The organism is Pseudonocardia sp. GCM10023141, assembly GCF_042653605.1.
On record NZ_JBHSIR010000021.1, the window covers coordinates 1 to 25581 of the forward strand.

At 71.3% G+C, this 25581-nt stretch carries 23 protein-coding genes and 2 pseudogenes; 9 read left to right on the forward strand and 16 right to left on the reverse strand.

Features of this window, described 5'->3' with window-relative positions; all coding sequences use genetic code 11:
• Positions 1-485: IS630 family transposase (locus ACFPFQ_RS10275; protein WP_379617240.1), on the forward strand; the 485-nt coding region annotated here is incomplete at its 5' end.
• 154 nt (positions 486-639) lie between these two features.
• Here the strand turns inward: ACFPFQ_RS10275 and ACFPFQ_RS10280 are convergent.
• The 3 genes and pseudogenes from ACFPFQ_RS10280 to nucS all read right to left on the reverse strand — a co-directional run bounded on the left by ACFPFQ_RS10280 (position 640) and on the right by nucS (position 3865).
• Positions 640-1486 (reverse strand): annotated as a pseudogene (locus tag ACFPFQ_RS10280) (transposase family protein).
• Between the two features lie 164 nt (positions 1487-1650).
• Positions 1651-3147: an aldehyde dehydrogenase family protein gene (locus tag ACFPFQ_RS10285; RefSeq protein ID WP_379617242.1), complete on the reverse strand. Its 1497-nt coding sequence runs from the start codon at positions 3145-3147 to the stop codon at positions 1651-1653.
• Positions 3148-3205: 58 nt separating this feature from the next.
• Complete coding sequence (gene nucS / locus ACFPFQ_RS10290; RefSeq protein ID WP_379617244.1) at positions 3206-3865, reverse strand: endonuclease NucS; 660 nt, start codon at positions 3863-3865, stop codon at positions 3206-3208.
• 87 nt (positions 3866-3952) lie between these two features.
• Here nucS and ACFPFQ_RS10295 point away from each other — a divergent pair, with 87 nt between their 5' ends.
• The gene (locus ACFPFQ_RS10295) at positions 3953-5164 is read left to right on the forward strand and encodes a metal-dependent hydrolase family protein (protein ID WP_379617246.1); all 1212 of its coding nucleotides are present in this window, start codon (positions 3953-3955) and stop codon (positions 5162-5164) included.
• Between the two features lie 37 nt (positions 5165-5201).
• Here ACFPFQ_RS10295 and ACFPFQ_RS10300 read toward each other — a convergent pair whose 3' ends face one another.
• Entirely contained in the window at positions 5202-6176 is a 975-nt protein-coding gene (locus ACFPFQ_RS10300) for a helix-turn-helix transcriptional regulator (protein WP_379617248.1), read from the reverse strand.
• 43 nt (positions 6177-6219) lie between these two features.
• On the opposite strand from ACFPFQ_RS10300, the gene ACFPFQ_RS10305 reads away from it, so the two are divergent.
• A complete protein-coding gene (locus ACFPFQ_RS10305) occupies positions 6220-6747 on the forward strand; it encodes an NUDIX domain-containing protein (RefSeq protein ID WP_379617250.1) in 528 nt (175 codons plus the stop codon).
• Between the two features lie 155 nt (positions 6748-6902).
• A pseudogene (locus tag ACFPFQ_RS10310) lies at positions 6903-7091 on the forward strand (hypothetical protein); the annotation flags it as partial.
• Positions 7092-7137: 46 nt separating this feature from the next.
• Here the strand turns inward: ACFPFQ_RS10310 and ACFPFQ_RS10315 are convergent.
• On the reverse strand, positions 7138-7377 hold the full coding sequence (locus tag ACFPFQ_RS10315) for a hypothetical protein (protein ID WP_379617628.1): 240 nt from the start codon (positions 7375-7377) through the stop codon (positions 7138-7140).
• A 102-nt stretch (positions 7378-7479) separates the two neighbouring features.
• Here ACFPFQ_RS10315 and ACFPFQ_RS10320 point away from each other — a divergent pair, with 102 nt between their 5' ends.
• Both ACFPFQ_RS10320 and ACFPFQ_RS10325 read left to right on the forward strand, forming a co-directional pair.
• Positions 7480-8100, forward strand: a complete 621-nt coding sequence (locus ACFPFQ_RS10320; RefSeq protein ID WP_379617252.1) for a TetR/AcrR family transcriptional regulator — start codon at positions 7480-7482, stop codon at positions 8098-8100.
• A 57-nt stretch (positions 8101-8157) separates the two neighbouring features.
• Positions 8158-9321, forward strand: a complete 1164-nt coding sequence (locus ACFPFQ_RS10325; protein ID WP_379617253.1) for an acyl-CoA dehydrogenase family protein — start codon at positions 8158-8160, stop codon at positions 9319-9321.
• Between the two features lie 14 nt (positions 9322-9335).
• On the opposite strand, the gene ACFPFQ_RS10330 is transcribed toward ACFPFQ_RS10325, so the two are convergent.
• On the reverse strand, positions 9336-10568 hold the full coding sequence (locus tag ACFPFQ_RS10330) for a cytochrome P450 family protein (RefSeq protein ID WP_379617255.1): 1233 nt from the start codon (positions 10566-10568) through the stop codon (positions 9336-9338).
• A 32-nt stretch (positions 10569-10600) separates the two neighbouring features.
• Positions 10601-11290 (reverse strand): TetR/AcrR family transcriptional regulator, encoded by a 690-nt coding sequence (locus ACFPFQ_RS10335; RefSeq protein ID WP_379617257.1) that lies wholly within the window; start codon positions 11288-11290, stop codon positions 10601-10603.
• Between the two features lie 548 nt (positions 11291-11838).
• On the opposite strand from ACFPFQ_RS10335, the gene ACFPFQ_RS10340 reads away from it, so the two are divergent.
• On the forward strand, positions 11839-12612 hold the full coding sequence (locus ACFPFQ_RS10340) for an enoyl-CoA hydratase-related protein (protein ID WP_379617259.1): 774 nt from the start codon (positions 11839-11841) through the stop codon (positions 12610-12612).
• A 1-nt stretch (position 12613) separates the two neighbouring features.
• Here ACFPFQ_RS10340 and ehuA read toward each other — a convergent pair whose 3' ends face one another.
• From ehuA to ehuB, 4 genes are read right to left on the reverse strand one after another with little or no spacing between them, the layout of a single operon-like run.
• On the reverse strand, positions 12614-13378 hold the full coding sequence (gene ehuA / locus ACFPFQ_RS10345; RefSeq protein WP_379617261.1) for an ectoine/hydroxyectoine ABC transporter ATP-binding protein EhuA: 765 nt from the start codon (positions 13376-13378) through the stop codon (positions 12614-12616).
• A 4-nt stretch (positions 13379-13382) separates the two neighbouring features.
• Positions 13383-14036: an ectoine/hydroxyectoine ABC transporter permease subunit EhuD gene (gene ehuD, locus ACFPFQ_RS10350; RefSeq protein ID WP_379617263.1), complete on the reverse strand. Its 654-nt coding sequence runs from the start codon at positions 14034-14036 to the stop codon at positions 13383-13385.
• On the reverse strand, positions 14036-14734 hold the full coding sequence (gene ehuC, locus ACFPFQ_RS10355) for an ectoine/hydroxyectoine ABC transporter permease subunit EhuC (RefSeq protein WP_379617266.1): 699 nt from the start codon (positions 14732-14734) through the stop codon (positions 14036-14038). Before ehuC ends, ehuD begins: the two co-directional genes overlap by 1 nt.
• A 6-nt stretch (positions 14735-14740) precedes the next feature.
• Complete coding sequence (ehuB, locus tag ACFPFQ_RS10360) at positions 14741-15640, reverse strand: ectoine/hydroxyectoine ABC transporter substrate-binding protein EhuB (protein ID WP_379617268.1); 900 nt, start codon at positions 15638-15640, stop codon at positions 14741-14743.
• A gap of 110 nt (positions 15641-15750) precedes the next feature.
• On the opposite strand from ehuB, the gene ACFPFQ_RS10365 reads away from it, so the two are divergent.
• Positions 15751-16449, forward strand: a complete 699-nt coding sequence (locus tag ACFPFQ_RS10365) for a hypothetical protein (protein WP_379617270.1) — start codon at positions 15751-15753, stop codon at positions 16447-16449.
• 25 nt (positions 16450-16474) lie between these two features.
• Here the strand turns inward: ACFPFQ_RS10365 and ACFPFQ_RS10370 are convergent, their stop codons facing one another.
• Positions 16475-17263, reverse strand: coding sequence for an ion transporter (locus ACFPFQ_RS10370; RefSeq protein WP_379617272.1), 789 nt, complete (start codon positions 17261-17263; stop codon positions 16475-16477).
• A 34-nt stretch (positions 17264-17297) separates the two neighbouring features.
• Complete coding sequence (locus tag ACFPFQ_RS10375) at positions 17298-19292, reverse strand: protein meaA (protein WP_379617274.1); 1995 nt, start codon at positions 19290-19292, stop codon at positions 17298-17300.
• Positions 19293-19548: 256 nt separating this feature from the next.
• Between ACFPFQ_RS10375 and ACFPFQ_RS10380 the strand changes: the two genes are divergently transcribed.
• Positions 19549-21684, forward strand: a complete 2136-nt coding sequence (locus ACFPFQ_RS10380; protein ID WP_379617276.1) for a bifunctional lysylphosphatidylglycerol flippase/synthetase MprF — start codon at positions 19549-19551, stop codon at positions 21682-21684.
• 77 nt (positions 21685-21761) lie between these two features.
• Here the strand turns inward: ACFPFQ_RS10380 and ACFPFQ_RS10385 are convergent, their stop codons facing one another.
• The 3 genes from ACFPFQ_RS10385 to ACFPFQ_RS10395 all read right to left on the reverse strand — a co-directional run bounded on the left by ACFPFQ_RS10385 (position 21762) and on the right by ACFPFQ_RS10395 (position 25467).
• A complete protein-coding gene (locus tag ACFPFQ_RS10385) occupies positions 21762-22052 on the reverse strand; it encodes a hypothetical protein (protein WP_379617278.1) in 291 nt (96 codons plus the stop codon).
• A gap of 168 nt (positions 22053-22220) precedes the next feature.
• The gene (gene murA, locus ACFPFQ_RS10390; protein ID WP_379617279.1) at positions 22221-23489 is read right to left on the reverse strand and encodes a UDP-N-acetylglucosamine 1-carboxyvinyltransferase; all 1269 of its coding nucleotides are present in this window, start codon (positions 23487-23489) and stop codon (positions 22221-22223) included.
• A gap of 28 nt (positions 23490-23517) precedes the next feature.
• Positions 23518-25467, reverse strand: a complete 1950-nt coding sequence (locus ACFPFQ_RS10395; RefSeq protein WP_379617281.1) for a serine/threonine-protein kinase — start codon at positions 25465-25467, stop codon at positions 23518-23520.
• Positions 25468-25581: the final 114 nt, after the last annotated feature.

Consider the following 25581-nt stretch of genomic DNA (forward strand, 5'->3'; position numbering starts at 1 on the left):
TGTCGGAGAAGCAGACCCATGACTACGTCCGCAAACGCACCACCACATTGTTCGCTGCGCTCGAGGTCGGGACGGGTCGGATCGAGCAACTCTGCCTGCCGCGCCATCGTCATCAGGAGTTCCTGCGCTTCCTCAAACAGGTCGCGAAGGCCTACCCGCGGGTGAGACTGCACGTGGTCTGCGACAACTACGCCACCCACAAACACCCCGCCGTGAAGGCATGGCTGGCGCGCAACCCGCGCATCACCCTGCACTTCACCCCGACCAGCGGGTCCTGGCTGAACATGGTCGAGATCTTCTTCGGGATCATCACCCGCCAAGCCATCCGCCGCGGCACCTCCGGCTCGGTCCGTGAACTGATCGAGGCGATCACCCGGTTCATCGACGGCTGGAACGAACGCTGCCAGCCATTCATCTGGACCAAAGACGCCGACACGATCATCGCGAAAGCCCACCGTCAACCAACTTCCGGCACGCGACACTAGGCCGACAGCTTACAAGGTGATCATGGATCGGATTTGCTCTATCGATACGAGACCGCGCCGCAGCCTCACCATCCGAGCAGCTGGCCGTCCCGCACGAACGGCACTTTCGTCCACCACATGTGTACGAAAGTGCCGTTCGTTCACAGAGATGATCTCAACGAGAAGTGCGTAGCTGGCGTTGTTCGATATGGGTGAGGACGAGTACTGCTCGTACGTAGTCGCCGATTCTGCTGGGGCTGGCGGTGATGCGGCGCAGTGCTCGCCACCGGCCGGTGAGCAGGGCGAAGCCGCGTTCCCCGAGACAGCGGACCGATCGCACCAAGGTGTTGTAGGCCTGGTTGTCCGGCGCGAGGACCTGGCCGTCGCCGGGCTGCTTGATCGGCGTGTGGATGCCCTGACCGGCGCCGTCGTAGCCGGAATCGGCGAGCGTGGGCAGGTCGAGTTGTGATGCTGCCCAGTACAGGGCCCCGAGCGCGCGGGTAGCGCGGGCACAGGTCAGGTCGGGGAGATGGCCGGGTCGGACGTCGGATACCCAGATCGGCAGTCCATCGGGACGCATGACGGCTTGGACATTCCCGCCGGGGGCTCGGTGCTTCCCCGAGTACCACGAGTTGATCGTCTCGCCCCTTTCTCGACAGGGTCGTTTCGGCGCAGCGATCGGTGCGCACCACCGTGGCGTCGAGCACGACGTGTGACCACCCTTGGGTGGCGACCTCGGCGAGCGCCTCGTGCAGGTCCGGGGCCTGCGCGGCGAGCACCGTCACGACCTCGTCGCGATAGCGGTAGGTCGTGGCTCGCGAGACCTCGAACCCGGCACCGATCAGGTGTGATATCTCCCTGGTTGCGAAACCACGCCAGCACCAGCAGTGCTTGATTCCAGCAGGTCAACGCCCGGGACCCGGCCCGGGTACCGCGGGCTCGACGCTCGGCGCGCAACAGCTTCGCCACCTGCCCCACAAGTTCATGGGGGGGACATCGAGCATGGCACGATGGGCGATCACGTGGGGTCCTCGTCCTGGGATGGATCTTGTGGTGAGAACTCCTTATCGAGGACCCCACGTCCTCGACCACAACCGCCCGGATTGCCCGTTACTGGCGTGTCGCATCCCTCGGCCCTGCTGATCTTGTTGAGATCACCTCACAGCAGGCGCCGGCGGCCGCCCCCTCACCGCCCGTGCCGCAACCTCACGATCCCGAGCAGCGCACCCATCCCCCGCGACGTGCGCTTGAAGCTGGTGACCGCGATGGGCAGCGCGAACTTCTGCCGCGCCACCGACTGGGGCCGGGTGAACTCGCGCAGGCCGTCGGCGCCGTGGATGCGGCCGAAGCCGGAGTCGCCGACGCCGCCGAAGGGCAGGCTCGGGATGCCGGCGAACGAGATCACGTTGTTGATCGCCACCATCCCGCACCGCAGCCGCGCCGCGATCTCCTCGCCGCGCTTCTTGGAGAACACGGTGGCGCCGAGGCCATAGCCCGTGGCGTTGGCGCGGCGCACGGCCTCGTCGACGTCGGGCACGGTATTGACGACGAGCAGCGGGCCGAACGTCTCCTCGGTGATCGCCGAGCTGTCCTCCGGGACGTCGACGATCACCACCGGGTCGATGAACGGCGCGTGCACCGACTCGGATCCGCCCACCACGGCACGGCCGCCCTTGGCCAGCGCGTCGTCGATGTGGCGGCGCACGATCTCGGACTGCGAGGCCATCGTCATGGGCCCGAAGTCGCCTGCCGGGTTGCCGCCGGGGCGCAGCGCGCGGGCCTTCGCCACGACGTGCTCGGTGAACTTCTCCGCGACGTCGGCCACCACGTACACGCGCTCGACGCCCACGCAGGTCTGGCCGGCGTTGGACATCCCGCCCCACACCGCCGCGTCGGCGGCCGCTTCGAGGTCGGCGTCGCCGTCGACGATCAGCGCGTCCTTGCCGCCGCACTCCATCAGCACCGGGGTCAGCGACTCGGCGCAGGCCGCCATCACGCGCTTGGCCGTGGCCGTGGACCCGGTGAACGCGATCTTGCCGATGCCGGGAGCCCGGCACAGCGCCGCTCCGGTCTCACCGAATCCGGTGACGACCTGCAGCAGCGGCCGGCCCTCGACGATCTCGGCCAACGTGTCGGCCAGCGCCACCCCGACGCCCGGCGTCAACTCGCTGGGCTTGAACACCACCGCGTTGCCGGCCGCGAGCGCGTAGGCGATGGAGCCCATCGGGGTGAAGACCGGGTAGTTCCACGGCCCGATCACGCCGACGACACCGAGCGGGGCGTAGGCGAGCGTCGCGGCCTGGTTGCTCATCAGCAGCCCGGCGGGCACCTTGCGCCTGCGCAGCACCTTCTCGGCGTTGCCGGACGCCCACGCGAGGTGGTCGATGGCCAGCACCAGCTCCAGGCGCGAGTCGTCGAGCGGCTTGCCCGTCTCGTCGGAGACGATCCGGGCGAGATCGTCGAGCCTGCGGACCAGCGCCTTGCGCCACTCCCCCAGCCGGTTGCGACGCTCGGCGAACCCGAGGTCGGCCCACCACTGGGCGGCGTCGACGGCGCGGGCGACCGCGGCCTCGACAGCTGCGGCGTCGTGCACCGGGTGCGTGCCGACGACGTCGCCGGTGCGGGGATCGAGCGACTCGAAGGTCGCCGGTGCGGCGGCGACAGGCACCTCGGTGGCAGTCATTACTCCAGAGTAATAGGAAACCGCCGGTCTGCACGGGCCGACTTCGGCCCCGGCAGGCCTAGAAGAGCCGCAGGTCAGTGCTCTCCGTGCCGCGCAGCCGGTCGTAGTCGACCACCACGCACCGGATGCCCCGGTCCTCGGCCAACGTGCGTGCCTGCGGTTTGATCTGCTGCGCGGCGTAGACGCCGGCCACCGGCGCCAGCAGCGGGTCGCGGTTCATCAGTTCGAGGTAGCGGGTGAGCTGCTCGACGCCGTCGATCTCGCCGCGGCGCTTGATCTCGACGGCAACGCTGCCCCCGGTCGCGTCGCGACACAGCAGGTCGACGGGGCCGATCGCGGTCATGTACTCGCGACGCACCAGCGTGTAGCCCTCGCCGAGTGCGGTCGGGTGGGCGGCCAGCAGCTCCTGCAGGTGCGCCTCGACACCGTCCTTGACCAGGCCCGGGTCGACGCCCAGCTCGTGCTTCGAATCGTGCATCACCTCGTCGATGGTGATGACGAGCGACTCGTCGGCCTTGTTGCGCACCGTCCAGACGCCGGGCTGTTCCTCGAGCCAGCAGGGCGGGCTCATCCAGTTCAGCGGTTTGTAGGCGCGGTCGTCGGCGTGGACGCTCACCGATCCGTCGGCCTTCACGAGGAGCAGTCGGGGTGCCATCGGCAGGTGGGCGGTGAGCCTGCCCACGTAGTCCACCTGACAGCGGGCAATCACAAGGCGCACCCGACGACCTTAGGGCAATCGAGTAGTCGACTACTCGGGCCTCCACCCCTTGCCGGCACCAAGCTGCACGGGGGGAGGGGATGCACCGTGACGCACCAGTCGAACAGCCGCGCCGGAAGGTGTACGGCCATCAGCGCCGCGCGGCTGTTCGACGGGTCGGGGGCCGCCACGGTGACCGACCCGCTCGTCGTCATCGACGGCGGGCGGGTCCGGTCGGTCGCCTCCGGTCCGGGCGCGATCGTCCCGGCCGACGCCGATCTCGTCGAGCTGCCCGGCGCGACGTTGCTGCCCGGGCTGATCGACACGCACGTGCACCTCGCCTTCGACGCGGGGTTCACCCCGGTCGCGTCGCTCGCGGCGCGCGACGACGAGGAGGCGCTGGCGGCGATGACGGTGGCTGCCACCGCGCACCTGCTGGCCGGCGTCACCACCGTGCGGGACCTGGGCGACCGGGACTACCTCGCGCTGGCACTGCGCGTCCGGTCCGGACCGGTGCTGCCGACGATCCTGGCCGCCGGGCCCCCGATCACGATCCCCGACGGGCACTGCCACTTCCTCGGTGGCGCCGCCTCCGGTCCGGCCGGGGTGCGCGCCGCGGTGCGCGAGCACGTCGAACGCGGGGTCGACGTGATCAAGGTGATGGCCGGGGGCGGCGAGCTGACGCCCGGCACCGACATCTACGCGTCCGCGTTCTCGCCGGCAGAGCTGCGCTCGGTCGTCGACGAGGCCCACCGGTACGGGCTGCAGGTCGTCGCCCATGCGCACTCCGTCGCGTCGATCTCGGATGTGATCGCCGCAGGTGTGGACGGCATCGAGCACTGCGCGTTCCGCACGCCGGGAGGGGTGGAGGTGCCCGACGCGCTGGTCACGGCCATCGTGGAACGCCGGATCGCCGTCGGCGCCACTCTCGGCATCGTGCCCGTGCCCGGGCTCGCCCCACCGCCGGGCCTCGCGCGCGACCTGCCCGCTGTCCGCGTCGCGCATGCCCGGCTGTGGAAGGCGGGCGCGCTCATGGTGCCCGCGACGGACGCCGGGATCGCGCCGGTCAAGCCGCACGGGGTGCTTCCGCACGGCCTCGTCCAGCTTGCCGAGCTCGGGGCGAGCAACGTCGAGGCGCTGCTCGCCGGCACGTCGATCGCCGCGGCGGTGTGCGGGCTCGCCGACAGCAAGGGCCGGATCGCTCCCGGCTACGACGCCGATCTGATCGCCGTCGACGGGGATCCCACCACAGACCTCACCGTGCTGCAGAGCCCGGTGGCGGTGTTCGCCTGCGGTCATCCGGTAGTGCCCACCGGGTGACCGCAGGCGGTTCACCAGCAGTTCACGGCCCAGCCGGTCAGCGGGGCGCGTTCCGGCGAGCGAGTGCCGCGCCGGCCTCTGCCAGCGCCTGCCGCAACGCGGCGGGAGCCAGCGCCTCGACCTCGGCCCCGAGCCCGACGAGCTGGCCACCGGCCACCGGGATGCTCTCGACGTCGAGCTCGACCTCGCACCAGCCCTCGGCATCGGGCGGTCCGGCCTGGGCGACGGCGCGCACCGCGGCATCGGCATCGGCCACGTGGTGGAGCCACTTCAGCCCGCGCGGCCCCAGCCGCAGCCGGACCGTCTCACGCAGCATCTGCCGCTCGAACCGGCCGGCAGCACCCGCCCACCACTCGACGAGGTCGAAGCCGGCGGGGCGCTCGAACTTCTCGCCGGTGGGCTCGGCGCGGACGATCCGGTCCACGCGGTAGGTCAGCACGGTGTCGCCCTGGACCCGAGCGGCCACGTACCAGGTGCCCGCCTTCAGCACGAGCCCGAGCGGATCGACGACCCGCTCGACCTCGTCGTCGCGACGGCGGTACGTGATCGTCAACCGGTGCTGATCCCAGACAGCCTGAGCGACGGCGGCCAGCTGCGTCACCTGCTGCGGGGTGTGGAACCAGCCGGGCGCGTCGAGGTGGAAACGCTCGGCGACGGCCCGCGTGTGCGCGTGCAGCTCCGCCGGCAGCGTGGCGAGCAGCTTCGCCTGCGCCCCGGCCAGCGCCGCGCTCATCCCCAGCTCGGCGAGCACCTGCGGCGACCCGACGGCGAACAGGGCGGCCGCCTCGTGAGCGGTCATGCCGTCGAGCCGGGTGCGCCAGCCGTCGACGAGCCGGATGCCGCCGCCGCGACCGGGTTCGGTCCACAGCGGCACTCCCGCCTCGGTCAACGCGGCGACGTCGCGGTAGATGGTGCGCTCGGAGACCTCGAGCTCGCGCGCGAGCTCCGCCGCCGTCGCCTCGCGGCGGCGCTGCAGCGTGAACAACAGGGTGACCAGCCGCGACGCGCGCACCCCCAGATCATGCTCCCCCCCGCCCTCGGGCACCGTGTGCGGAGTGGAGACGATCAGCAGCCGTCAGGTCTACGCCAACAGCTGGATGACCGTGCGCGAGGACACGATCCGCCGCGCCGACGGCTCCGAGGGCATCTACGGCGTCGTCGACAAGCCGACCGCGGCCATCGTCATCCCGCTCGACGGCGAGCGGCTGCACCTGGTGGAGCAGTTCCGCTACCCCGTCGGCCACCGGCGCTGGGAGTTCCCGATGGGCACCGCGCCCGACCGGGCCGAGCTCGATCCCGCCGAGCTCGCGGCGCGCGAGCTGGAGGAGGAGACCGGGCTGGTGGCCGGGCGGATGGAGCTGCTCGGCAGGCTCGACCTCGCGCCGGGCATGTCGAGCCAGCGCGAGCACGTCTTCCTCGCCACGGAGCTGGCCGCGGGCACGGTGGCGCGGGAGCACACGGAGCAGGACATGCGGGCCGCGTGGTTCCCGATCAGCGCGTTCGAGGAGATGGTGCGCGAGGGCACCGTCGTCGATGCCCAGACGCTGGCGGCGTACCTGCTGCTCAAGCTGCGGGTGGGGTAGTCGCAGGAAGTGAGCTGCCAGCGGGGACCTACCGGGACCGCGCCCGAGTGACCAACGCTCACAGGTTCCGGTTGGATCATGAGCCAGTGCGCGCTCGGCGGCGAACGCGCTGATCAACGCCCATTGGCTCATGGTCAACACCAAACCAGTGCGCGTTGATCACCCAACCGCACCGCAACGCCTACGCGCTCCAGCGGAGCCGTCTCGGCGATGTCGACCCGCAGCGCGCCCTCCGTGATCCTGCAAACGCCCCGTCATACGAACCCCGCCGCTCAGCAGCTTCAGCCGGGCGGCTCGGGGTCGCCCAGCCGACGCTCTCGCGTGCCGTCCGGGCGTTCGAGGACGCGCACGGCGTGGTGCTCCTCGATCGGACCACCCGCTCCGTGGAAGTCACGCCCGCGCTGGAGGCGGCGCTCGACGACGCTCGCGCTCGGCCAGCGGCGGATCGACCTCGCGCTTCGCGCTGCGGATCGTGCAGGAGACGCGCGACGCGATGGCGCTGCTGGCGCTGGTCTCGGCGGGGCGGGCGCCACGTTCGTGACGGCCAGCACCGCTGCGGCGGTCCACCGCGAGGGTGTGACGTACCGGCGCATCACCGCATCGCCGATCACGCGCGTCGCGCTCGTCCACCGGCGTTCCCCGCGCCTGCCATCAGGTGGTTCGCCGAGGCGTGCCGCGCCAGCGCAAAAAAGCAAGCTTGACTGCTTGTTTCTTCGCGGGCATGCTCCGGACATGACCGGACGCCAGCAGGAGCGCAGCGAGACGACGCGCACCCGCCTGATGGAGGCCACGGTCGACTGCCTCGTGGAGCTGGGCTGGTCCGGCACCACCACCACGCTGGTGTCCCAGCGCGCCGGGGTGTCGCGCGGCGCCCAGCTGCACCACTACCCCACGCGGGCCGAGCTCGTGATCGCCGCGGTGCAGCACATCGGACGGGCGCGGTTCGCCGAGGCCCGCGCGGAGGCGGCGTTGCTGCTCGCGGGTCCGGGCCGCACCGAGGCCGTGCTGGCCATGCTCGCGCGGATCCACACCGGGACGCTGTTCCGCGCGACGCTGGAGCTCTGGGTCGCCGCCCGCACGGACGCCGCGCTGCGCGCTGTCGTGATGCCGTGGGAGGCCGAGCTCGGCCGCGAGACGCACCGGCTGACGCTGGAACTGCTCGGCGCCGACGAGTCCGTAGCCGGCGTGCGCGAAGCGGTGCAGCAGACGCTCGACATGGTGCGCGGGCTCGGGATCTCCGCGCTGCTCACCGACGACACCGTCCGCCGGGAAGCGTTGCTGGCCGACTGGGCCCGGCACCTCGACGCCCGGCTGGGTGTCCGGTCCCCCACGTCAGCAGGGCGTCCCTCCTGACGTTCACCTTCAGCAGGGACGCCCTCCTGACGTCCCGAGCAACCTCCGAGGAGCTCCATGGACCTGCGCGAGACCGACGAGCAGCAGCTGCTCCGTTCCTCCGTGGCCACGATGGCCGCGAAGTACGGCCACGACTACCTGCTGGAGAAGGCCCGCACCGGCGGCAAGACCACCGAGCTGTGGGCCGAGGCAGGCGCCAACGGCTACCTCGGCGTCGCCGTGCCCGCCGAGTACGGCGGCGGCGGGGCCGGGATGGTCGAGCTCGCGATCGTCGCCGAGGAGATCGCGGCTGCCGGCTGCCCGCTGCTACTCCTCGTGGTGTCGCCCGCCATCGCTGCCACGGTGATCGCGACGAGCGGCACCGTCGACCAGAAGGAGCGCTGGCTGCCCCGCTTCGCCGACGGCTCGGTCCGGATGTCGTTCGCGATCACGGAGCCGGACGCCGGATCCAACTCCCACCGCATCACCACCACGGCCCGTCGCGACCCCGACGGCAAGGGCTGGCGCCTGTCCGGCACCAAGTACTACATCTCCGGTGTCGACGAGACCGACGCGACGCTCGTGGTGGCCCGGCTCGAGGACGCCGGGAGCGGCACGCTCCGCCCGGCCATGTTCATCGTGCCCACGGACACCCCCGGCATGACCTACCAGCCGATCGAGATGGCGATCCACAGCCCGGAGAAGCAGTTCACGGTCTTCTTCGACGACGCGCTGCTCCCCGACGATGCACTGGTCGGAGGCGAGGAGGCCGGCCTGTCGGCCCTGTTCGCGGGGCTGAACCCGGAGCGGATCACGGTGTCGGCCTACATCAACGGGATCGCGCGCTACGCGCTGGGCAAGGGCGTCGAGTACGCCAAGACCCGCTCCGTCTGGAAGACCCCGATCGGCGCCCACCAGGCGATCGCGCATCCACTGGCCAAGTCCCACATCGAGGTCGAGCTCGCCAGGATGGCCACCACCCGCGCCGCCTGGTTCTACGACCAGGGCGATCACGCCGCTGCCGGGGAGGCGGCCAACATCGCCAAGTACTCCGCGGCCGAGGCCGCCATCAACGCGGTGGACGCCGCGGTGCAGGCCCACGGCGGCAACGGCATGTCCGTCGAGTACGGCGTGGGCACGCTGATCGGGGCCGTGCGTACGGCGCGCATCGCGCCGGTGAGCCGGGAGATGATCCTCAACTTCGTCGCCCAGCACACCCTGGGACTGCCGCGCAGCTACTGAGCCACGCCCCCGCGTCACCCCAGCCGCACCGGCAACCGCGCCAGCCGCCGCATGCCCGGCACCGGCACCCATTCCGGCTCGGCGGTGGCGAGCGCGAGGTCGGGGTAGCGCTCGAACAGCGACCGCAGCGCCACCTCGCCCTCCTGCCGGGCCAGGGCGGCACCGAGGCAGTAGTGGGCGCCGTGTCCGAAGCCGACGTGCCCGTCACCGCGACCGGACGGGCGGCGGGTGACGTCGAGCTGCTGCGGGTCGTCGTACTCGCGCGGGTCGAAGTTGGCCGAGACCAGCACCGTCTGCACCGCATCACCCTGCTCGACCCGCACGCCCGCGACGTCCAGGTCCTCCGTCGCGTACCGCATCCCCGTGATCAGCACCGGTCCGCAGAAGCGCATCAGCTCGGCCACCGCGCCGGGCCACAGCGAGGGGTCCACACGCAGCAGGTCGAGCTGGTCGGGATGGGTGAGCAGCGCGCGGGCCCCGTTGCCGATCAGGTGCGCCGTGGTCTCGTGGCCCGCCATCACGAGCGTGAACACCATCGTCACGAGCTCGATGTCGGTGAGCTGGTCGTCCTCGTCGGCGTGCCGGCGGATCAGCGCGCTGAGCAGGTCGTCCGACGGACGGGCGCGACGCTCCTCGATCAGCGCCTGCACGTTGTCGGCCATGGCCCGCAGGACCCCGGACGCGGTGGCCGGGTTGATCGCCATGAGCTCCTGGCCCCACTCGCGCCACTTCGGCCGGTCGGCCTCCGGCACCCCCACCAGCTCGCAGATCACCGTGATCGGCAGCGGGTAGTCGAGCGCGGTGACGAGGTCGGTCGGATCGGTGAACGCGTCGAGCAGCGACGCCGCGATGGCCTCGACGCGCGGGCGCAGCTCGCCGATGCGGCGCACCGTGAACGCGCGCGACACCAGCTTGCGCAGCCGATGGTGATCGGGGCCGTCTGCGTTGAGGATCGACCCGGTGAGGTAGATGCCCAGCTCCGGGCCGATGCCGAGCATCTCGAGCATCGTCTCGCGCATGTCGGACTTCGCGCCGCCGGGCACTGCCGTCGCGCTGGTGACGAACCGGGGGTCGCTCAGCACCGCGCGCACGTCGTCGTAGCGGCTGACGTACCAGGTCGGGCTGCCGTCCATCCCGCGCCCGCGCAGCACCGGGCCCTCCTCGCGAAGCTGCCCGAAGCCGCCATAGGGATCGGCGATGAGGGCCGGGTTCATGAGGTCCGGTTCGAGAGAAGGTGTGGTGGTCATGCCCTTGCTCCGTTCCTGGCGGCGGGCCCGGATCAGCGGGCGAGACGGCGCCATTCGTCCTGGATGGATTCGGCGAGCGAGCGGTAGTCGCCGGCGATCTCGGCCGCGACGGCAACGGGTGGTTCTCCTGGCAGCTCCACCGCCGAGGCGACGGCGTGGGCCAACAGGTCGGCGCGGGCGGCCGTCGAGAGCGGGCCCGGGGTGGAGTCGATGAAGAAGAACCCGGCCCCGATCGCGGTCTCGAGGTGCAGCAACTCGTCGATGCCGAGATCCGTGCGCACCCGCCCGGCCGCGCGGAGCAGCTCGAGGTGCCTCGTCGCCAGCACGTCGCGGCGCTCCCCGAGCTCGCCGAGCAGGCCGGCCGCCTCGCTGGCGAGCCTGCCGAGCACCTGGCTGTCACCCAGGTACAGCGGCCGGGCGATCGGATCGGCCGACAGCTGGAGGTAGACCGAGCGGAACATCTGCGACGGCATCGCCTCGGCCGGATCGGCGAGCATCCGACCGGCCAGATCGCCGATGACGGTGTGGTGCTGGCGCAGCAGCACCGTCAGGAACAGCGCCTCCTTGTTGGGGAAGTGCAGGTAGACGGTGCCCTTGCCGACACTCGCGTGCCGGGCGACGTCCTCGATCGTGACGCGCTGGTAGCCCCACCGGACGAGCAGCTCGGCCGCGGCATCAAGGACCCGCTCCATGCGCCCGACGTTCTGCTCCGCGACCGGCATCTCGCCTCCCTGACCGCGTGACCAGATTTGCGTATCTGGTCACGCGGTCACGGTAGCCCCGCCGATGGACCGCCGCAAGGCTGGGTGGCGCCTGTCGCAGCAGCGATGGCAGGAAAGCCGTCATGGCCTGCGGCCGCCACGAAGGATGAGAATCGGCGCTCTCGGGTGCGGTTGGGCAGTGCTCCCCGGCTTCAGGGCGCCCTCGCCGGGCCGGCAGATCAACAGGAGGGGGTTGCGCCCTCCCGCCGACCTCTCTATCGGGCTATCACGAGCCCGGCGCGGACGAGCCGCACCCCGCGGTCCTCGGGACGGCGCTGTGGTGCGGGTGATCAACGCCCACTGGTTCGGTGTTGACCATGAGCCAGTGGGCGTTGATCAGCGCGTTCGCCGCCGAGCGCGTACTGGCTCATGATCGAACCGGAACCTGTGGGCGTTGATCACTCGCCCGGCGCGGCGGCGGGACCTTGCGTTGCAGGAAAGTGGCTTTCCTGCAACCCGAACCACCTCACCAGGGTGATTTGCGCCCGCACCCGGGCTACCGTCGACACATGGCCGACTACGAGCACCTGCTGGTCAAAGCCGAGGGCGACACGATCCGGATCACGATGAACCGGCCCGAGCGGCGCAACTCGCTGTCCGAGGGGCACCTGAGCGAGCTGCTCGATGCGTTCGAGACGGCGGGCCGCAGCGACGCCACCGGGATCGTGCTGGGCGCGGAGGGCAAGGCGTTCTCGGCGGGCCACGACTTCGCCGACGTCGCCGCCCGCGACCTGGGCGGCGTCCGGGAGCTGCTGCGGCTCTGCACCCAGGTGATGCGCACCATCCAGGACGTTCCGCAGGTCGTCGTCGCCCGCGTCCAGGCCATCGCGACGGCGGCGGGGTGCCAGCTCGTCGCAACCTGCGATCTGGCGGTGGCCGCCGAGTCAGCGACGTTCGCGCTGCCCGGCGGCAAGGGCGGCTGGTTCTGCCACACCCCGGCCGTCCCGGTGGCACGCAACGTCGGTCGCAAGCGGCTCATGGAGCTCGCGCTCACCGGTGACCCCATCGATGCCGCCACCGCCGTCGAGTGGGGCCTGGTCAACTACGCCGTTCCCGACGACCAGCTCGACGCGAAGGTCGACGCGCTGCTCGCCCGCGCCACCCGCGGCAGCCGCTTCTCCAAGGGAGTCGGCAAGCAGACGCTCTACGCGCAGCTCGACCGGCCCGAGGCCGACGCCTACGCGATCGCCATGGAGGTCATGGCGGCGATGTCGCAGAGTGAGAGCGCGAAGGAGAACATGGCGGCGTTCCTGGAGAAGCGCCGGGCGGTCTGGCCCGACTGACCTATCCCCTGCCCAGCACAGCGCTCAGGAACTCCCTGGTCCGAGCCTCGCGCGGGGCCGTGAACAGCTCCTGCGGCGGCGCCTGCTCCACCACCCGGCCACCGTCGAACATCATCACGCGGTCGGAGAAGTCGCGGGCGAAGCCCATCTCGTGCGTGACGCACAGGATGGTGATGTCGGTGGTCTCACCGATGTCGCGCAGCAGCGCGAGCACGCCCGCCACGAGCTCGGGGTCCAGCGCGGAGGTCACCTCGTCGAGCAGCAGCACGTCCGGGCGCATCGCCAGCGCCCGCGCGATGGCCACCCGCTGCTGCTGCCCGCCGGACAGGCGCGACGGGTGCTCGTCGATCTTGTCGCCGAGTCCTACCAGCTCGAGCAGCTCCGTGGCCCGCGCCGTGGCCTCGTCCTTCGACAGGCCCAGTGCACGGGTCGGGCCCTCGATCAGGTTGCCGCGCACCGTCATGTTCGGGAACAGGTTGAACTGCTGGAACACCATCCCGATCCGTTTGCGCACCTCGCGGCTGTGCTTCTCGTCAGCAGGCACCAGCTTGCCGCCGCGCTCCATGTGCGACAGGTAGCTGCCGCCCACCCGGATCGTGCCGGCATCGATCGACTCCAGGCACATCAGCAGGCGCAGGATCGTGGTCTTCCCCGATCCGGACGGTCCGATCAACGTCACGTGCTCACCCGGCGCCACGGTGAAGTTCAGGTCGGCCAGCACGGTGTGCTCCCCGAAGCGCTTCCCCACGCCATCGAACTCGATCATCGCTTCAGACGGCGGCACGGCGGCGCTCCAGTCGTCGGACCAGCAGGGAGGCGGGGTAGCTCAGCACCAGGAACAGCACGCCGGCGATCGTGTACGGCTCCAGCGGGCGGAACGTGTCGGACGAGAGCTCCTTGGCCTTGTTGACGACCTCGACGACGCCGATCCCGAGCAGCAACGGGACCTCCTTGAACATGGAGATGACGAAGTTGCCCAGCGCCGGCAGCACGCGCGGGATCGCCTGCGGCAGGATCACGCCGGTCCAGGTGCGCCCGCGCGGGAGGCTCAGCGCCGCAGCCGCCTCCCACTGGGCCACCGGCACCGCCTCGATACCGGCCCGGTAGGCCTCCGATGTGTAGGTCGCGTAGTGCACACCGAGACCGATGACGCCCACGACGAACGCACCGAGCACGATCCCGAACCGGGGCAGCACGAAGAACAGGAAGAAGACCTGCACCAGCAGCGGCGTCGACCGCACGAACTCCACCACGGCCCACACCACCTGGTCGAGCACCGGGATCCGCGCGCGCCGCACCATGGCGATCACCAGCCCCAGCGCCAGCGCCAGCAGCGAACCCAGCACTGTGATCTCGATGGTGACGAGCAGCGCGCGCAGCAGGTCCGGCAGCACCGAGAACGCGTATCCCCAGTCCCAGGCCATCAGTGCGCCACCACCATCGCGGTCGCTCGCGCCCGCGGCCGCCGTCCCACCCGCCGCGCCGCCACCCGTTCCGCCCACCGCATCCCGGCGGTGACGACGACGGCCAGCACGAGGTAGATCACGAGCATCCCCGCGAAGATCAGCACGATGTCGTCACCGAAGTTCGGCACGAGCACCTGCACGCCACGCTCGGTGACGTCGGAGACGGTGATGAACGACAGGATCGCCGTCGACTTGAGCAACTGGATGAACAGGTTGTTGAACGAGGGCAGCATCTCGACCACCGCCTGCGGCAGCACCACGCGGAGCAGGCACTGCGCAGGCGACAGGCTCAGCGCCTTCGCCCCCTCGACCTGGGCCCGCGGCACCGACTGCACAGCCCCCCGCACGATCTCCGCACCGTAGGCGCCGTGGTTGAGGCCGAGCACCACGATGCCGGCGAACAGCGGCACCAGCTGGAACCCGACCAGCACCGGCAGCACGAAGAAGATCCAGAACAGCTGGACGACCTCTGAGGTCCCCCGGAAGGCCTCCACGTACACGCGGCTGACGGCGCGCAGCCAGCGCCGGTGTGACAGCAGGGCGAGCCCGGCGGCGAACGACAGCACGATCGTGAGCGCGATGCCACCGACCGCGGCGATGACGGTCGCCGGCACCCCCGACAGCAGCACCGTGACGATCCGCGGCAGGTTCTCCACGGCCGGTCAGGCGGTGCAGAGCCGCTGCGTCGTGACGTCGGCCTTCGGGACGTTGTCCTGGCTGAACCCGAACGGCTGCGCGATCTGCAGCCACTGGCCGCCGTCGTGCAGCTTCTTGAGCTCGGCGTTGAACGTGGCCACGAAGTCGTCGTCACCCTTGCGGAACACGAAGGCACCCGCCGAGACGGTCTCCTTGCCGTCGATCATCGGGAAGAAGCCCTTCGTGACCTCGACGTTGGATCCGGGGTTCTTCTTGACGACGTCGTTGAGCGAGATGTTGGTCAGCGCGCCGGCGTCAGCGCGCCCGGCTGTGATCGCCTGCAGCAGCGTGTTCTGGGTGTCGACGACCTGGATCTGGCTGTCCGGGATCCCGCTCTTCTGCGCGTAGCCCTGCTCGACGGCACCGCTGAGCACGGCGAGGCGGACGTTCTTGCTCTTGACGTCATCGAACGTCGTGACGCCCTTCGGGTTGCCCGCCGGCACCAGGAACGCGGTGGGTGCCGTGTAGTCGGGATCGGAGAACGCGGCGTTCGCGCACCGGTCCGGGTTGATGAACATCCCTGCGGTCACCATGTCGAACTGCTTCGCGTTGAGCCCGGGGATCAGCGACCCGAACTCCACCGCCGTCGCCTGCACGTCGTTGATGCCCAGTGCCTTGAGCACGGCGCGGGCGACCTCAACCGACTCGCCGGTGACCTTCCCGGACTGGTCGGTGAACCCGTAGGGCGCCTCGTTGGCGATGCCCACCTTGATGGTGCCTGCACTCTTCGCGTTGGCCAGCGTGCTGCCGGACCCGCCACCGGTACTCGTGCAGGCCGCCAGCACCGCGGGGCCCGCCATCACGGCGGCGCCGGCCACGGCCGCCCGCCGCAGGAAATCACGCCTGTTCCACACCTGACCCGCCATCACAGCCCCGTCCGTCGGATCACACTCGTCGACGATCACCGAACGTAGGTGACGCTCGGCCCGCCCGCATGTCGGAGCAGGCGTGCTCGGCTGCCGATACCCTCGCGGACATGGCGTTGCGCATCGGCGGGCTTCCCGTCCTGATCGGGCCCTCCGACGTGCTCGCCGGTGCCCGGTCGGTGCTGGGCTGGACCGACGACACCGTCCGGCTGGTGGTGGGGCTGCCCGAACGCGTGTCCACGCTGCTGCGTGACCTGGAGCTGCTGCTGCAGCGCGTCACCCGGCTCGTCGACTCGGTCGACGAGGTGCTCGCCGCCGCCGCCACGTCGGTGATCGGGGTCGAGGCCGTGCTGGCCAGGGCGGGCGGCATCACGGACGGCGCGGCAGCCATCGTCGTGGAGGCGGGCGGGGTCACCCGCAGCGCGAGCGGGGTGGTCGACCGGGCCACGGCCGTCACCCAACGAGCGCAGCTGGTGGTGGGCCATGCGAGCGGCGCGGCCGACAGCGCCGCGGCGCTGCTGGCTGTCTACGAGCCGATCGCCGAGCGCGCCGCACCGCTGGCCCGCCGCTTCGTCGACGAGTTCTCCGAGGAGGAGCTGAGCGCGGCGATCCGGATGGTCGACCAGCTGCCCCAGCTCGCCGAGCACCTCGAGACCGACATCATGCCCATCCTCACCAAGCTCGACGGCGTCGGACCCGACATCACCGAGCTCCTCGGTGTGGTCAAGGACGTGCGGCAGGCGATCCAGGCGATCCCGGGCTTCCGGTTGCTGCGCAGGCGCGGCGAGGCCGCCGAGAACGGGCGCTGAGGACGGGCGCTGAGGACGCAGGCCGTCACGGCACTGCCACGGCCTCGGTGGCCTCCTTCGGTCCCTTCTCGTGCAGTCCCGCCACCACCGCCTCGCGGATCTGGAGCCGGTTCTCCCGCACGACCTCCGCGAAGAACGCATCGGTGCGCGGGTCGGTCAGCACGTCGACGATCACGCGCATCGTGGTGTCGATCAGCCCGTGCACGATGTCGTCGTGGAACGGCAACCGCGACAGGCGCCCGGTCGTCTGGTCCTCCTTGAGCTTCTCGGTGACGATCGCCCGCAGCATCAGCCGGTTCTCGCTCAACGAGCGCGCGATGTTCTGCGGGTAGTTGCCCGTCTCCAGCACCTTGACGACCTCGTCCAGCACCGCGACGGTGATCGGCGTCTTGATCGCCAGCACGATCGGCCGGGACAGCCGTTCCACGAGACGCTGGGTGAACCGCTCACCGAAGGCGCGGTCGGCGCTGCGCACCACCCGGATCACCAGCACCACGACGCGCAGCAACCGCAGCCCGCGCAGTGCCGGGTGCGCGACGGGGATCATGCCCAGCACCTCGTACCAGTGGCGCAGCGGGAACCACCTCTCCCACCCCGCCCGGTGCCAGCGGAACAGGAACTCGACCAGGAAGACGCCGCAGATCGCGGTGTCGAAGCCGAAGATCAGGTAGGCGGTCTCCGCAGAGTGGGGGAAGACCTCCACGAAGATCAGCAGGCCGACCGAGGCCAGCGCGAGCACCAGCATGACGATGTCGACGAACGTGACCCCGCGGTGCCGATCGACCGAAGCCGCCGAAGTGGACATGGGCGGCATTGTGCCGGGTACTGCACCGTTCGGCTCAGCCCGTTCAGCTCAGCCCGTTCGCCTTCCGGACCAGCGTGACGATCTCGTCCATCATCTCGGTGAGCATGTAGTCCTTCGGCGTGAACACCGCGGCGACACCGCGACTGCGCAGCTCGGCCGCATCGTCGGGCGGGATGATGCCGCCGACGACCACGGGCACGTCGCCCGCGCCCGCCGCGCGGAGCCCCTCGACGACGGCCGGCACGATCTCGAGGTGCGATCCGGACAGGATCGACAGCCCGACGACGTGCACGTCCTCCTGCACCGCGGCCGCCACGATCTGGGCGGGTGTCAGCCGGATGCCCTGGTAGATCACCTCGAAGCCGACGTCGCGGGCCCGCACCGCCACCTGCTCGGCGCCGTTGGAGTGCCCGTCGAGGCCCGGCTTGCCGACGAGCATCCGCAGCCGGGTGCCCAGCTCCTGCCCGGCCGCCTGCACGTGCTCGCGCACCGTCGCGATCTCCGCGGCCGCCTCGCCGCTGCTGACGGCAGCCGACACCCCCGTCGGGGCCCGGAACTCGCCGAACACCTCGCGCAGCACCCCCGCCCACTCCCCCGTGGTGACCCCGGCCTTCGCGCAGGTGATGGAGGCCTCCATCAGGTTGGCGTCGGTCTTCGCCGCGTCACGCAGCGCCCCGAGCGCGGAGTCGACCGCGGCCGCGTCGCGCACCGCTCGCCACTCCCCGATCGCCCGGATCGCCGCCGCCTCCGCCTCGGGGTCGGCGGTCTGGATCGCCTGCGCACCCTCGGCCTGCAGCGGGCTCGGCTCGGTGGTGTCGAACTTGTTGACCCCGACGACGACGTGGGTGCCCGACTCCATGGCTTTGCGCATGGCCGACAGGGCCGAGACGAGCTGGCCCTTCATGTAGCCGCTCTCGACGGCGGCGACGGCGCCACCCATCTCCTGCACCTTGTCGATCTCGGCGCGGGCGCCCTCGACGAGCTCCGCGACCTTGGCCTCGACGACCCGGCTGCCCTCGAAGATGTCCTCGTACTCGAGCAGGTCGGTCTCGTAGGCCAGCACCTGCTGCATCCGCAGCGCCCACTGCTGGTCCCACGGCCGCGGCAGGCCCAGCGCCTCGTTCCAGGCGGGCAGCTGCACCGCGCGGGCACGGGCGTCGCGGCTGAGCGTGACGGCCAGCATCTCCAGCACGATGCGCTGCACGTTGTTCTCGGGCTGCGCCTCGGTGAGCCCCAGCGAGTTGACCTGCACGCCGTAGCGCAGCCGCCGCTTCTTGGCGTCCTCGACGCCGTACCGGTCGCGGGTGATCTCGTCCCAGAGCCTGCCGAGCGCGCGCATCTTGCACATCTCCTCGACGAAGCGCAGGCCCGCGTTCACGAAGAACGAGATGCGTGCGACGACATCGGGGAAGCGCTCGGCGGGCACCTGGCCCGAGTCGCGCACGGAGTCGAGCACCGCGATGGCCGTTGCCAGCGCGAACGCGAGCTCCTGCGCGGGCGTCGCGCCGGCCTCCTGCAGGTGATAGCTGCAGATGTTGATCGGGTTCCACTTCGGGATCTCCGCCACCGACCAGGCCACCATGTCGGTGATCAACCGCATGCTCGGCGCGGGCGGGAACACGTAGGTGCCCCGGGACAGGTACTCCTTCACGATGTCGTTCTGCGTGGTGCCGGCGAGCGTCGCGCGCGGCGCGCCGTTCTCGTCGGCCACCGCGACGTAGAGCGCGAGCAGCCACATGGCAGGCGCGTTGATCGTCATCGACGTGTTGGCCGCGGCCAGCGGGATGCCGTCGAACAGCGTGCGCATGTCACCGATGTGGCTCACCGGGACGCCGACCTTGCCGACCTCACCCTTGGCGAGCTCGTCGTCGGGGTCGTACCCGGTCTGCGTGGGCAGGTCGAAGGCCACCGACAGCCCGGTCTGGCCCTTGGCGATGTTGCGGCGGTACAGCTCGTTCGACGCCGCGGGCGACGAGTGACCGGCGTAGGTGCGGATCACCCACGGACGGTCGCGCTCATGGTCGGTCGGGTACGGCACCGGACACCTCCGCGTCGGATCTGGTCGCCACTGTCGAGCAGCGCTGCTCGGGAAACCAATCAGGCAAGCCTACTGGCGCGTAACCCTGATCCCGAAGCCCGACGGGGCGCCGTCACACCTGTACGGGTCCCTGATCGATACAGGTCGGGTCCGCGCCCGCCGCGAAGGCGCCTGATGGCACCGGATGGGCGATGTCCAGGCCGGTCCGCGGCGCGCACAGTGGTTCCCCACCTCACGAGGAGCAACCGAAGCCGTCATGGCCGAGCAAACCGCCACCGCCGCCACCGCCCGGACGGCCACGCTCGCCGGCCCCGCCCGCCGGGTGCTCGACGTGTGGCGCCGCCTGCCGTTCACCACCACCGTGGTGGCCCTGATGCTGATCACCGCCGTCGCGACCGGCGCGTTGTGGCGCGCCGCCGAGGACGCCGGCTGGTACCCGCAGATCGCCTACGGCGTGCCGTCCATGGTCAATGGTCGCTGGTGGACGCTGTTCAGCGGCCCGTTCCTCGCGATCGGGCCGTGGTACTACGTGCCGATGGCGGGTGGGTTCGCCCTGCTGGTCGGGTTCGCCGAGTGGCGGCTCGGCACCCGGCTCGCCGCGAGCGTCACGATCGTCGGGCACCTGGTCGGCGTGCTCGGCGCCATCCTGTTCCTGCTGGCCGTCGGCGGCACCGACTGGACCTGGGCGCAGGTGGTGGCGGGACGGCTCGACGTCGGGTTCTCGGCGGGTGCCCTCACCGCTGCTGCGGTCACCACGGCCGTGCTGCGCCCGCCGTGGCGGCTGCGGGTGCGGATCGCGCTGGGCATCTACCTGGTGGTGGCGGTCCTCTACGTCGGGTCGTTCGCCGACCTCGAGCACCTGGTCGCCGCGGGTATCGGGCTCGCGGTCGGCCCGCGGATCACCCGGGGGCTCGGCCCCCGGCCCGTCACCAGGCCCAGCCGCCGGGAGTGGCGGCTGCTAGCGGTGGCCGGGCTGCTGATGGTTGCGGTGATCATGGTGGTGACCTGGCTGCTGCCCAGCGACGGCCCGCTGGGCTCGACCGCCGACCCCGAGCAGACCGAGATCGACGTCCTCGTCACCCTCGTGCTCGTCGGGTTGCTCATACTCGGGCTGCGCCGCGGCAGGCGCACCGCGTGGTGGTGGGCGGTCTCGATCGCGGGACTCAACGTGCTGCTCGGCCTGCTGGTCGCCGGGCTGGTGGCGGTGGCCGTGTTCTTCGACCTGCGCTACGAGCTGGACGGGGTGCCGATCTTCGTCGCCGACCGCCTGCTCTGGACCGCGCTGCTGGTGGTGCTGCTCGTCGGCAGGCGGGCCTTCCGCGTGCCGTCGCGGCGCCGCCTGCGCCGCCAGGCCGGTGACGGTGCCACCCGCGACACCGTCGTCGACCTGCTGAAGCGCTCCGGCGGCAGCACCCTGTCGTGGATGTCGACGTGGCCGGAGAACTCGTGGTTCCTGACCGCCGACGGCGCCACCTACATCGCCTACCAGCGCCACGCCGGCGTGGCCATCGCGCTCGGCGACCCGGTGGGCCCACCGGAGGGCAGGGCCGCGGCGGTCGTCGAGTACGCCGCGATGTGCGAGCGCAGCGGCCTGATGCCCTGCCTGTTCTCCGTGACCCAGCCGCTGGCACAGGCGGCCGCCGCGGTGGGGTGGCAGCACGTGCAGGTGGCCGAGGACACCCTCGTGGACCTGCCCGACCTGCAGTTCAAGGGCAAGTCGTGGCAGGACGTCCGCTCGGCGCTCAACAAGGCCGGGAAGGAGGGCGTCACGTTCCGGATGGTGAACCTCTCCGAGGAGAGGTGGTCGCTCGTCAACGAGGTGCGCGCCGTGTCGCAGGAGTGGGCCGGTGACAAGGGCCTGCCGGAGATGGGCTTCACCCTCGGTGGCATCGACGAGGCGCTCGACCCCGAGGTGCGGGTCGGGCTGGCCGAGGACGAGCACGGGGCGATCCAGGGGGTCACCAGCTGGCTGCCCGTGTACGGACCGGACAAGGAGGTCCACGGCTGGACCCTGGATGTGATGCGGCGGCGCCACGACGGCTTCCGGCCCGTCGTGGAGTTCCTGATCGCATCGAGCTGCCTGACCTTCCAGGCCGAGGGGGCCGCGTTCGTCTCGCTCTCGGGCGCGCCGCTCGCCCGCACGGGCAAGGACGACGAGGCCGCCGTGCTCGACCGGCTGCTCGACACGCTCGGCGCCGCGCTGGAGCCGCTCTACGGGTTCCGCTCGCTGCACGCGTTCAAGACGAAGTTCAAGCCCCGCTACGTGCCGATGCACCTGGCGTACCGGGACGAGGCCGACCTCCCGCGAATCGGGATCGACCTGACCAGGGCCTACCTACCCGACACGCCCCTGCGTGAGCTCCTCATGCTCACCCGCGGGGGCTCCCACTGATCGGTCCACCGGCGCCTGCTCGCCGCTGCGCGTCGCACGTCGCTTGCGGACCTTCCGCATCACCACCACGGCGACGATCACGAGCACGAGCGCACCGGTGACCGTCGGGCCGACGAACTGGGCCGAGTGCCGCAGCGCCGCCGACGCCGCACCGCCCAACCCGACGTAGACCAGTCCCCACACGACGGCGCTGGCGCGGGGCCGGCGACGGTGGTCGCCGGGGCGAGCAGCACGACCTCACCCGGGGTGATCAGGCCGATCAGCGCGGTCGTCTCCAGCACGAGCATCAGCCCGACCACCGTGTAGAGCTGCCAGGCCGGGATCGCGTCCAGCGTGGCGAAGAAGGTGTCGAGCCAGTTCGAGGTCACCACCCGAGCCTGGTCATCCGCACGCCCCAGGACCATCCCGGAATCCCCTGAAACGAGGTGGGGTAGACCCCCGAGGCGTCCTGTGGCATCCGCACAGGATCACCCGGCGGCGACGCACGGGGGCGAGTACTGCACTACCCGGATGTGACCACCCGGATGGCGCGGCAACTACCGTTCGGGCGCCGCGCTGACCCGGGCGACGTCGGCGCCGAGTGCCACCAGGTTCTCGACGAAGCGCGGGTAACCGCGGTCGATGTGCTCGATGTCCCACACCTCGGTGACGCCGTCGGCGCACAGCGCGGCGAGTACCAGCCCGGCACCGGCCCGGATGTCGCTGGCCCACACCGGCGCGCTGGACAGCTGCCGGACCCCGCGGACGACGGCGTGGTGGCCGTCGGTGCGCGCGTCCGCGCCGAGGCGCACCATCTCGTCGACGAACCGGAACCGGGCCTCGAACACGTTCTCGGTGATCATCGACGTGCCGTCGGCGACGGCGGAGAGCGCGATGGCCATCGGCTGCAGGTCGGTGGCGAAACCCGGGTAGGGCAGCGTCACGAAGTCGACGGCCTGCGGTCGCTCGGCCTGCGCGATCGAGAACCAGTCGGGGCCGATCTCGGTGTGCGCGCCCGCGCTACGGAGCTTGTCGAGCACGAGGTCGATGTGGTGCGGGTCGACGCCGCGGACCATCACCTCGCCCTGGGTCATCGCGGCCGCGAACGCCCAGGTGGCACCGACGATCCGGTCGCCGATCACGCGGTGCTGCGTGGCCTGCAGGCTCGTGACGCCGTGCACGGTGAGCGTCGAGGTGCCCACGCCCTCCAGCTTCGCGCCCATCTGCGACAACATCGTGCAGAGATCCACGATCTCCGGCTCGCGGGCGGCGTTGTCGATCACCGTGGTGCCCTCGGCGAGCACGGCGGCCATCAGGATGTTCTCGGTGGCTCCCACGCTGGGGAAGTCGAGCCAGATCTGCGCGCCGCGCAGCTCGTCGGCGTGCGCGACGACGCTGCCGTGCTCGATCTCCGTGGTGGCGCCGAGCTTGCGCAGGCCGGCCTGGTGCATGTCGAGCGGCCGCGAGCCGATCGCGTCACCACCGGGCAGCGGCACCACCGCGCGCCGGCACCGCGCGACGAGCGGCCCGAGCACGCAGACCGAGGCGCGCAGCTTCGACACCGAGCGGTAGTCGGCCTCGGCTCCGGGCTCGGCCGGGACGTCGATGGTAACGGTGTCGGCCTCGACGGTGACCGTGCAACCGAGGCTGCGCAGCACGTCGGCCATCAGCGGGACGTCCAGGATCTCCGGGCAGTTGGTGATCGTCGTGGTGCCGTGCGCCAGCAGTGCCGCCGCCATCAGCTTCAGGACGCTGTTCTTCGCTCCGATGACGTCCACCTCGCCGACGAGGCGGGCGCCACCGGTCACTGCAAAATGCTCTGCCACGGGGGCGGACGCTATCCGACCCCGCGCGTCACGAGGCAGCCGGGAGCTTGGCGGCGGCGGCCGCAGCCAGCGTCGCCGCCGCGGGGCACAGCTGGTCGTCGGGCAGTGATCGGTAGACGAACACCTGCACGGCGTCGACGGTCTGGGCGCCGTGCTCACCGGTGGACGTCCGGGTGCCGAACTGGGCGAAGCAGTCGCTCCCCGGGGTGAGGCGCAGCGCTCCGCGATGGGCGGCGAAGGTGGCCGGCGTGCCGTCGGCGTCGGTGATGGGCGGGCGCCGGGCGAACGCGATCCGCACGTACGCACCCGACGACGAGGCCCACTCGCACGACCAGTCGCCGAAACCCGGCCGCCCGCTGCCGTCGATGCCGGGCACCGCTGCCAGCTCCGGCGCCGCGAGCAGGGAGCATGCCTGCGCCGCCGCGAGCCGGTTGGTGGGGCCCTGGACGACCCGTTGCCCGATCCCGCGCACCGTCAACCGGGCGACGGTGGCGTCGAGGCCCGTGTCGGCGATCGCGCACAGCTGCGGGCCGGCGTCGCCGGCGGCGGTGATCAGCACGTCGTTGCCGTCGGGCAGCAGCACGCGGCGAACGCAGCGCGAGCCCTGCGGCGGGTAGTGGACGACCTGCACCGGCCCCGCCTGCTCGGGTGTGGCGTCGAGCGGCTTCGGCACCTGGACGTCCGCCTCGAACTCGACGCTGACGGCAACCGGCGAGCCGACCGCCGGGGTGACGACCGCGCGGCAGGCCGAGAACGCCACCTGCGAGTTGTCGAGCACGGCCGCACCGTCGCGTCCCAGTGCAGCCACGTCGAGCAGCGAGCACGGATCGGCCGCCCGCTGATCGGGGATCGTGATGGGGCCGCCGCGGATCGGCGGACCGGGCGGTGCAGATGCGGCCGGCGTGGCGTCCCCGGTGCCCGCCAGCACCACCGCGGTGCCCACACCCACCGCGACGGCGGCCAGCAGCGCGGTCGCGACCACCAGCGACCGTCGGCTGCGCCGTGGCGGCAGCAGCTCGACGACGAACGGCGCCCGCATCGTCGGCTCGGCGGGGGTCCGAGCCGGCTGGGGGTCCGGCCCCGGCTCCACCGAGCGGAGCACCGGACGCTCGTCGTAGCGCGTGCCCGCGAGCTCGCGCAGCACCCGATGGGCGTCGACCGCAGACGGTCGCACCGTCGGGTCGTCGGCGACGAGGTCACGCAGGATGGCGGTGAGCGGGCCGGCATGGCCGGCGTCGGGGGCGCCACCGCGACCGACCCTCGTCAGCAGCGCCAGCACGTTGCCCTGGTCCCGCCCGAAAGGCGGGTGCCCCTCGACCGCGGCGTAGAGCGTGGCCCCGAGCGAGTACATGTCGGTGCGCGGGCCGGTGCCCTCCCCCCGTGCGGCCTCCGGAGCGAGGTAGGCCGGGGTGCCGCTGAGGATGTCGGCCGCCGTGATGTCCGAGGTCTGGGCGACCCGGGAGATCCCGAAGTCGGTGAGCTTGACCGTGGTGCCCGCCAGCGGGTCGGCGGCCCCTGCCGGATGCGCGATCAGCACGTTGTCGGGCTTGACGTCGCGGTGGACCACACCTGCGGCGTGCGCGGCCGCGAGACCGGCCGCGATCTGCGCCCCGATCGCGGCGACGTCGACCGGGGGCAGCGTGCCGTGCTCGCGCAGGATCTCGCCCAGGCTCCGGGACGGAACGTGCTCGAGGATGAGCCACGGTTCGTCGTCCTCGATGACCACGTCGAAGATCGTGACGACGTGCGGGTGGTGCAGCGCGGCCGCGATGCGGGCCTCGCGCATCGTCCGTTCGCGGGCCTTGGCCGCCTCCACGGGCGGCAGCGACCCCAGCCGCACGCGCTTGATCGCGACGACGCGACCGAGCAGCTCGTCGGTGGCGCGCCACACCGCGCCCATCCCGCCCTCGCCGAGCACGTCGTGCAGGCGGTACCGACCCCCCACGAGCAGGCCGGCATCCCCCCGCGCGTCCGGCATGATCGTCTCCCCGAGTAGTTGCGGAATCGAGAATAGATCAGCCACTTGGGTGATCGACACTGCGTCCTGCTGCCGCAGCGATGACCGTCGGTGAGGTCCGGGTCGACCGCCTAG

Excerpts from the sequence above, each read along its gene's own strand:
- ACFPFQ_RS10340 (WP_379617259.1), top strand. The coding sequence starts at position 11,839 with ATGGCCGACTACGAGCACCTGCTGGTCAAAGCCGAGGGCGACACGATC.
- ACFPFQ_RS10370 (WP_379617272.1), bottom strand. The coding sequence starts at position 17,263 with ATGCCGCCCATGTCCACTTCGGCGGCTTCGGTCGATCGGCACCGCGGG.
- ehuD (WP_379617263.1), bottom strand. The coding sequence starts at position 14,036 with ATGGCCTGGGACTGGGGATACGCGTTCTCGGTGCTGCCGGACCTGCTG.
- ACFPFQ_RS10380 (WP_379617276.1), top strand. The coding sequence starts at position 19,549 with ATGGCCGAGCAAACCGCCACCGCCGCCACCGCCCGGACGGCCACGCTC.
- ACFPFQ_RS10335 (WP_379617257.1), bottom strand. The coding sequence starts at position 11,290 with ATGCCGGTCGCGGAGCAGAACGTCGGGCGCATGGAGCGGGTCCTTGAT.
- ACFPFQ_RS10395 (WP_379617281.1), bottom strand. The coding sequence starts at position 25,467 with ATGCCGGACGCGCGGGGGGATGCCGGCCTGCTCGTGGGGGGTCGGTAC.
- ACFPFQ_RS10320 (WP_379617252.1), top strand. The coding sequence starts at position 7,480 with ATGACCGGACGCCAGCAGGAGCGCAGCGAGACGACGCGCACCCGCCTG.
- ACFPFQ_RS10330 (WP_379617255.1), bottom strand. The coding sequence starts at position 10,568 with ATGACCACCACACCTTCTCTCGAACCGGACCTCATGAACCCGGCCCTC.
- ehuB (WP_379617268.1), bottom strand. The coding sequence starts at position 15,640 with ATGGCGGGTCAGGTGTGGAACAGGCGTGATTTCCTGCGGCGGGCGGCC.
- ACFPFQ_RS10365 (WP_379617270.1), top strand. The coding sequence starts at position 15,751 with ATGGCGTTGCGCATCGGCGGGCTTCCCGTCCTGATCGGGCCCTCCGAC.
- ACFPFQ_RS10325 (WP_379617253.1), top strand. The coding sequence starts at position 8,158 with ATGGACCTGCGCGAGACCGACGAGCAGCAGCTGCTCCGTTCCTCCGTG.
- ACFPFQ_RS10285 (WP_379617242.1), bottom strand. The coding sequence starts at position 3,147 with ATGACTGCCACCGAGGTGCCTGTCGCCGCCGCACCGGCGACCTTCGAG.
- ehuA (WP_379617261.1), bottom strand. The coding sequence starts at position 13,378 with ATGATCGAGTTCGATGGCGTGGGGAAGCGCTTCGGGGAGCACACCGTG.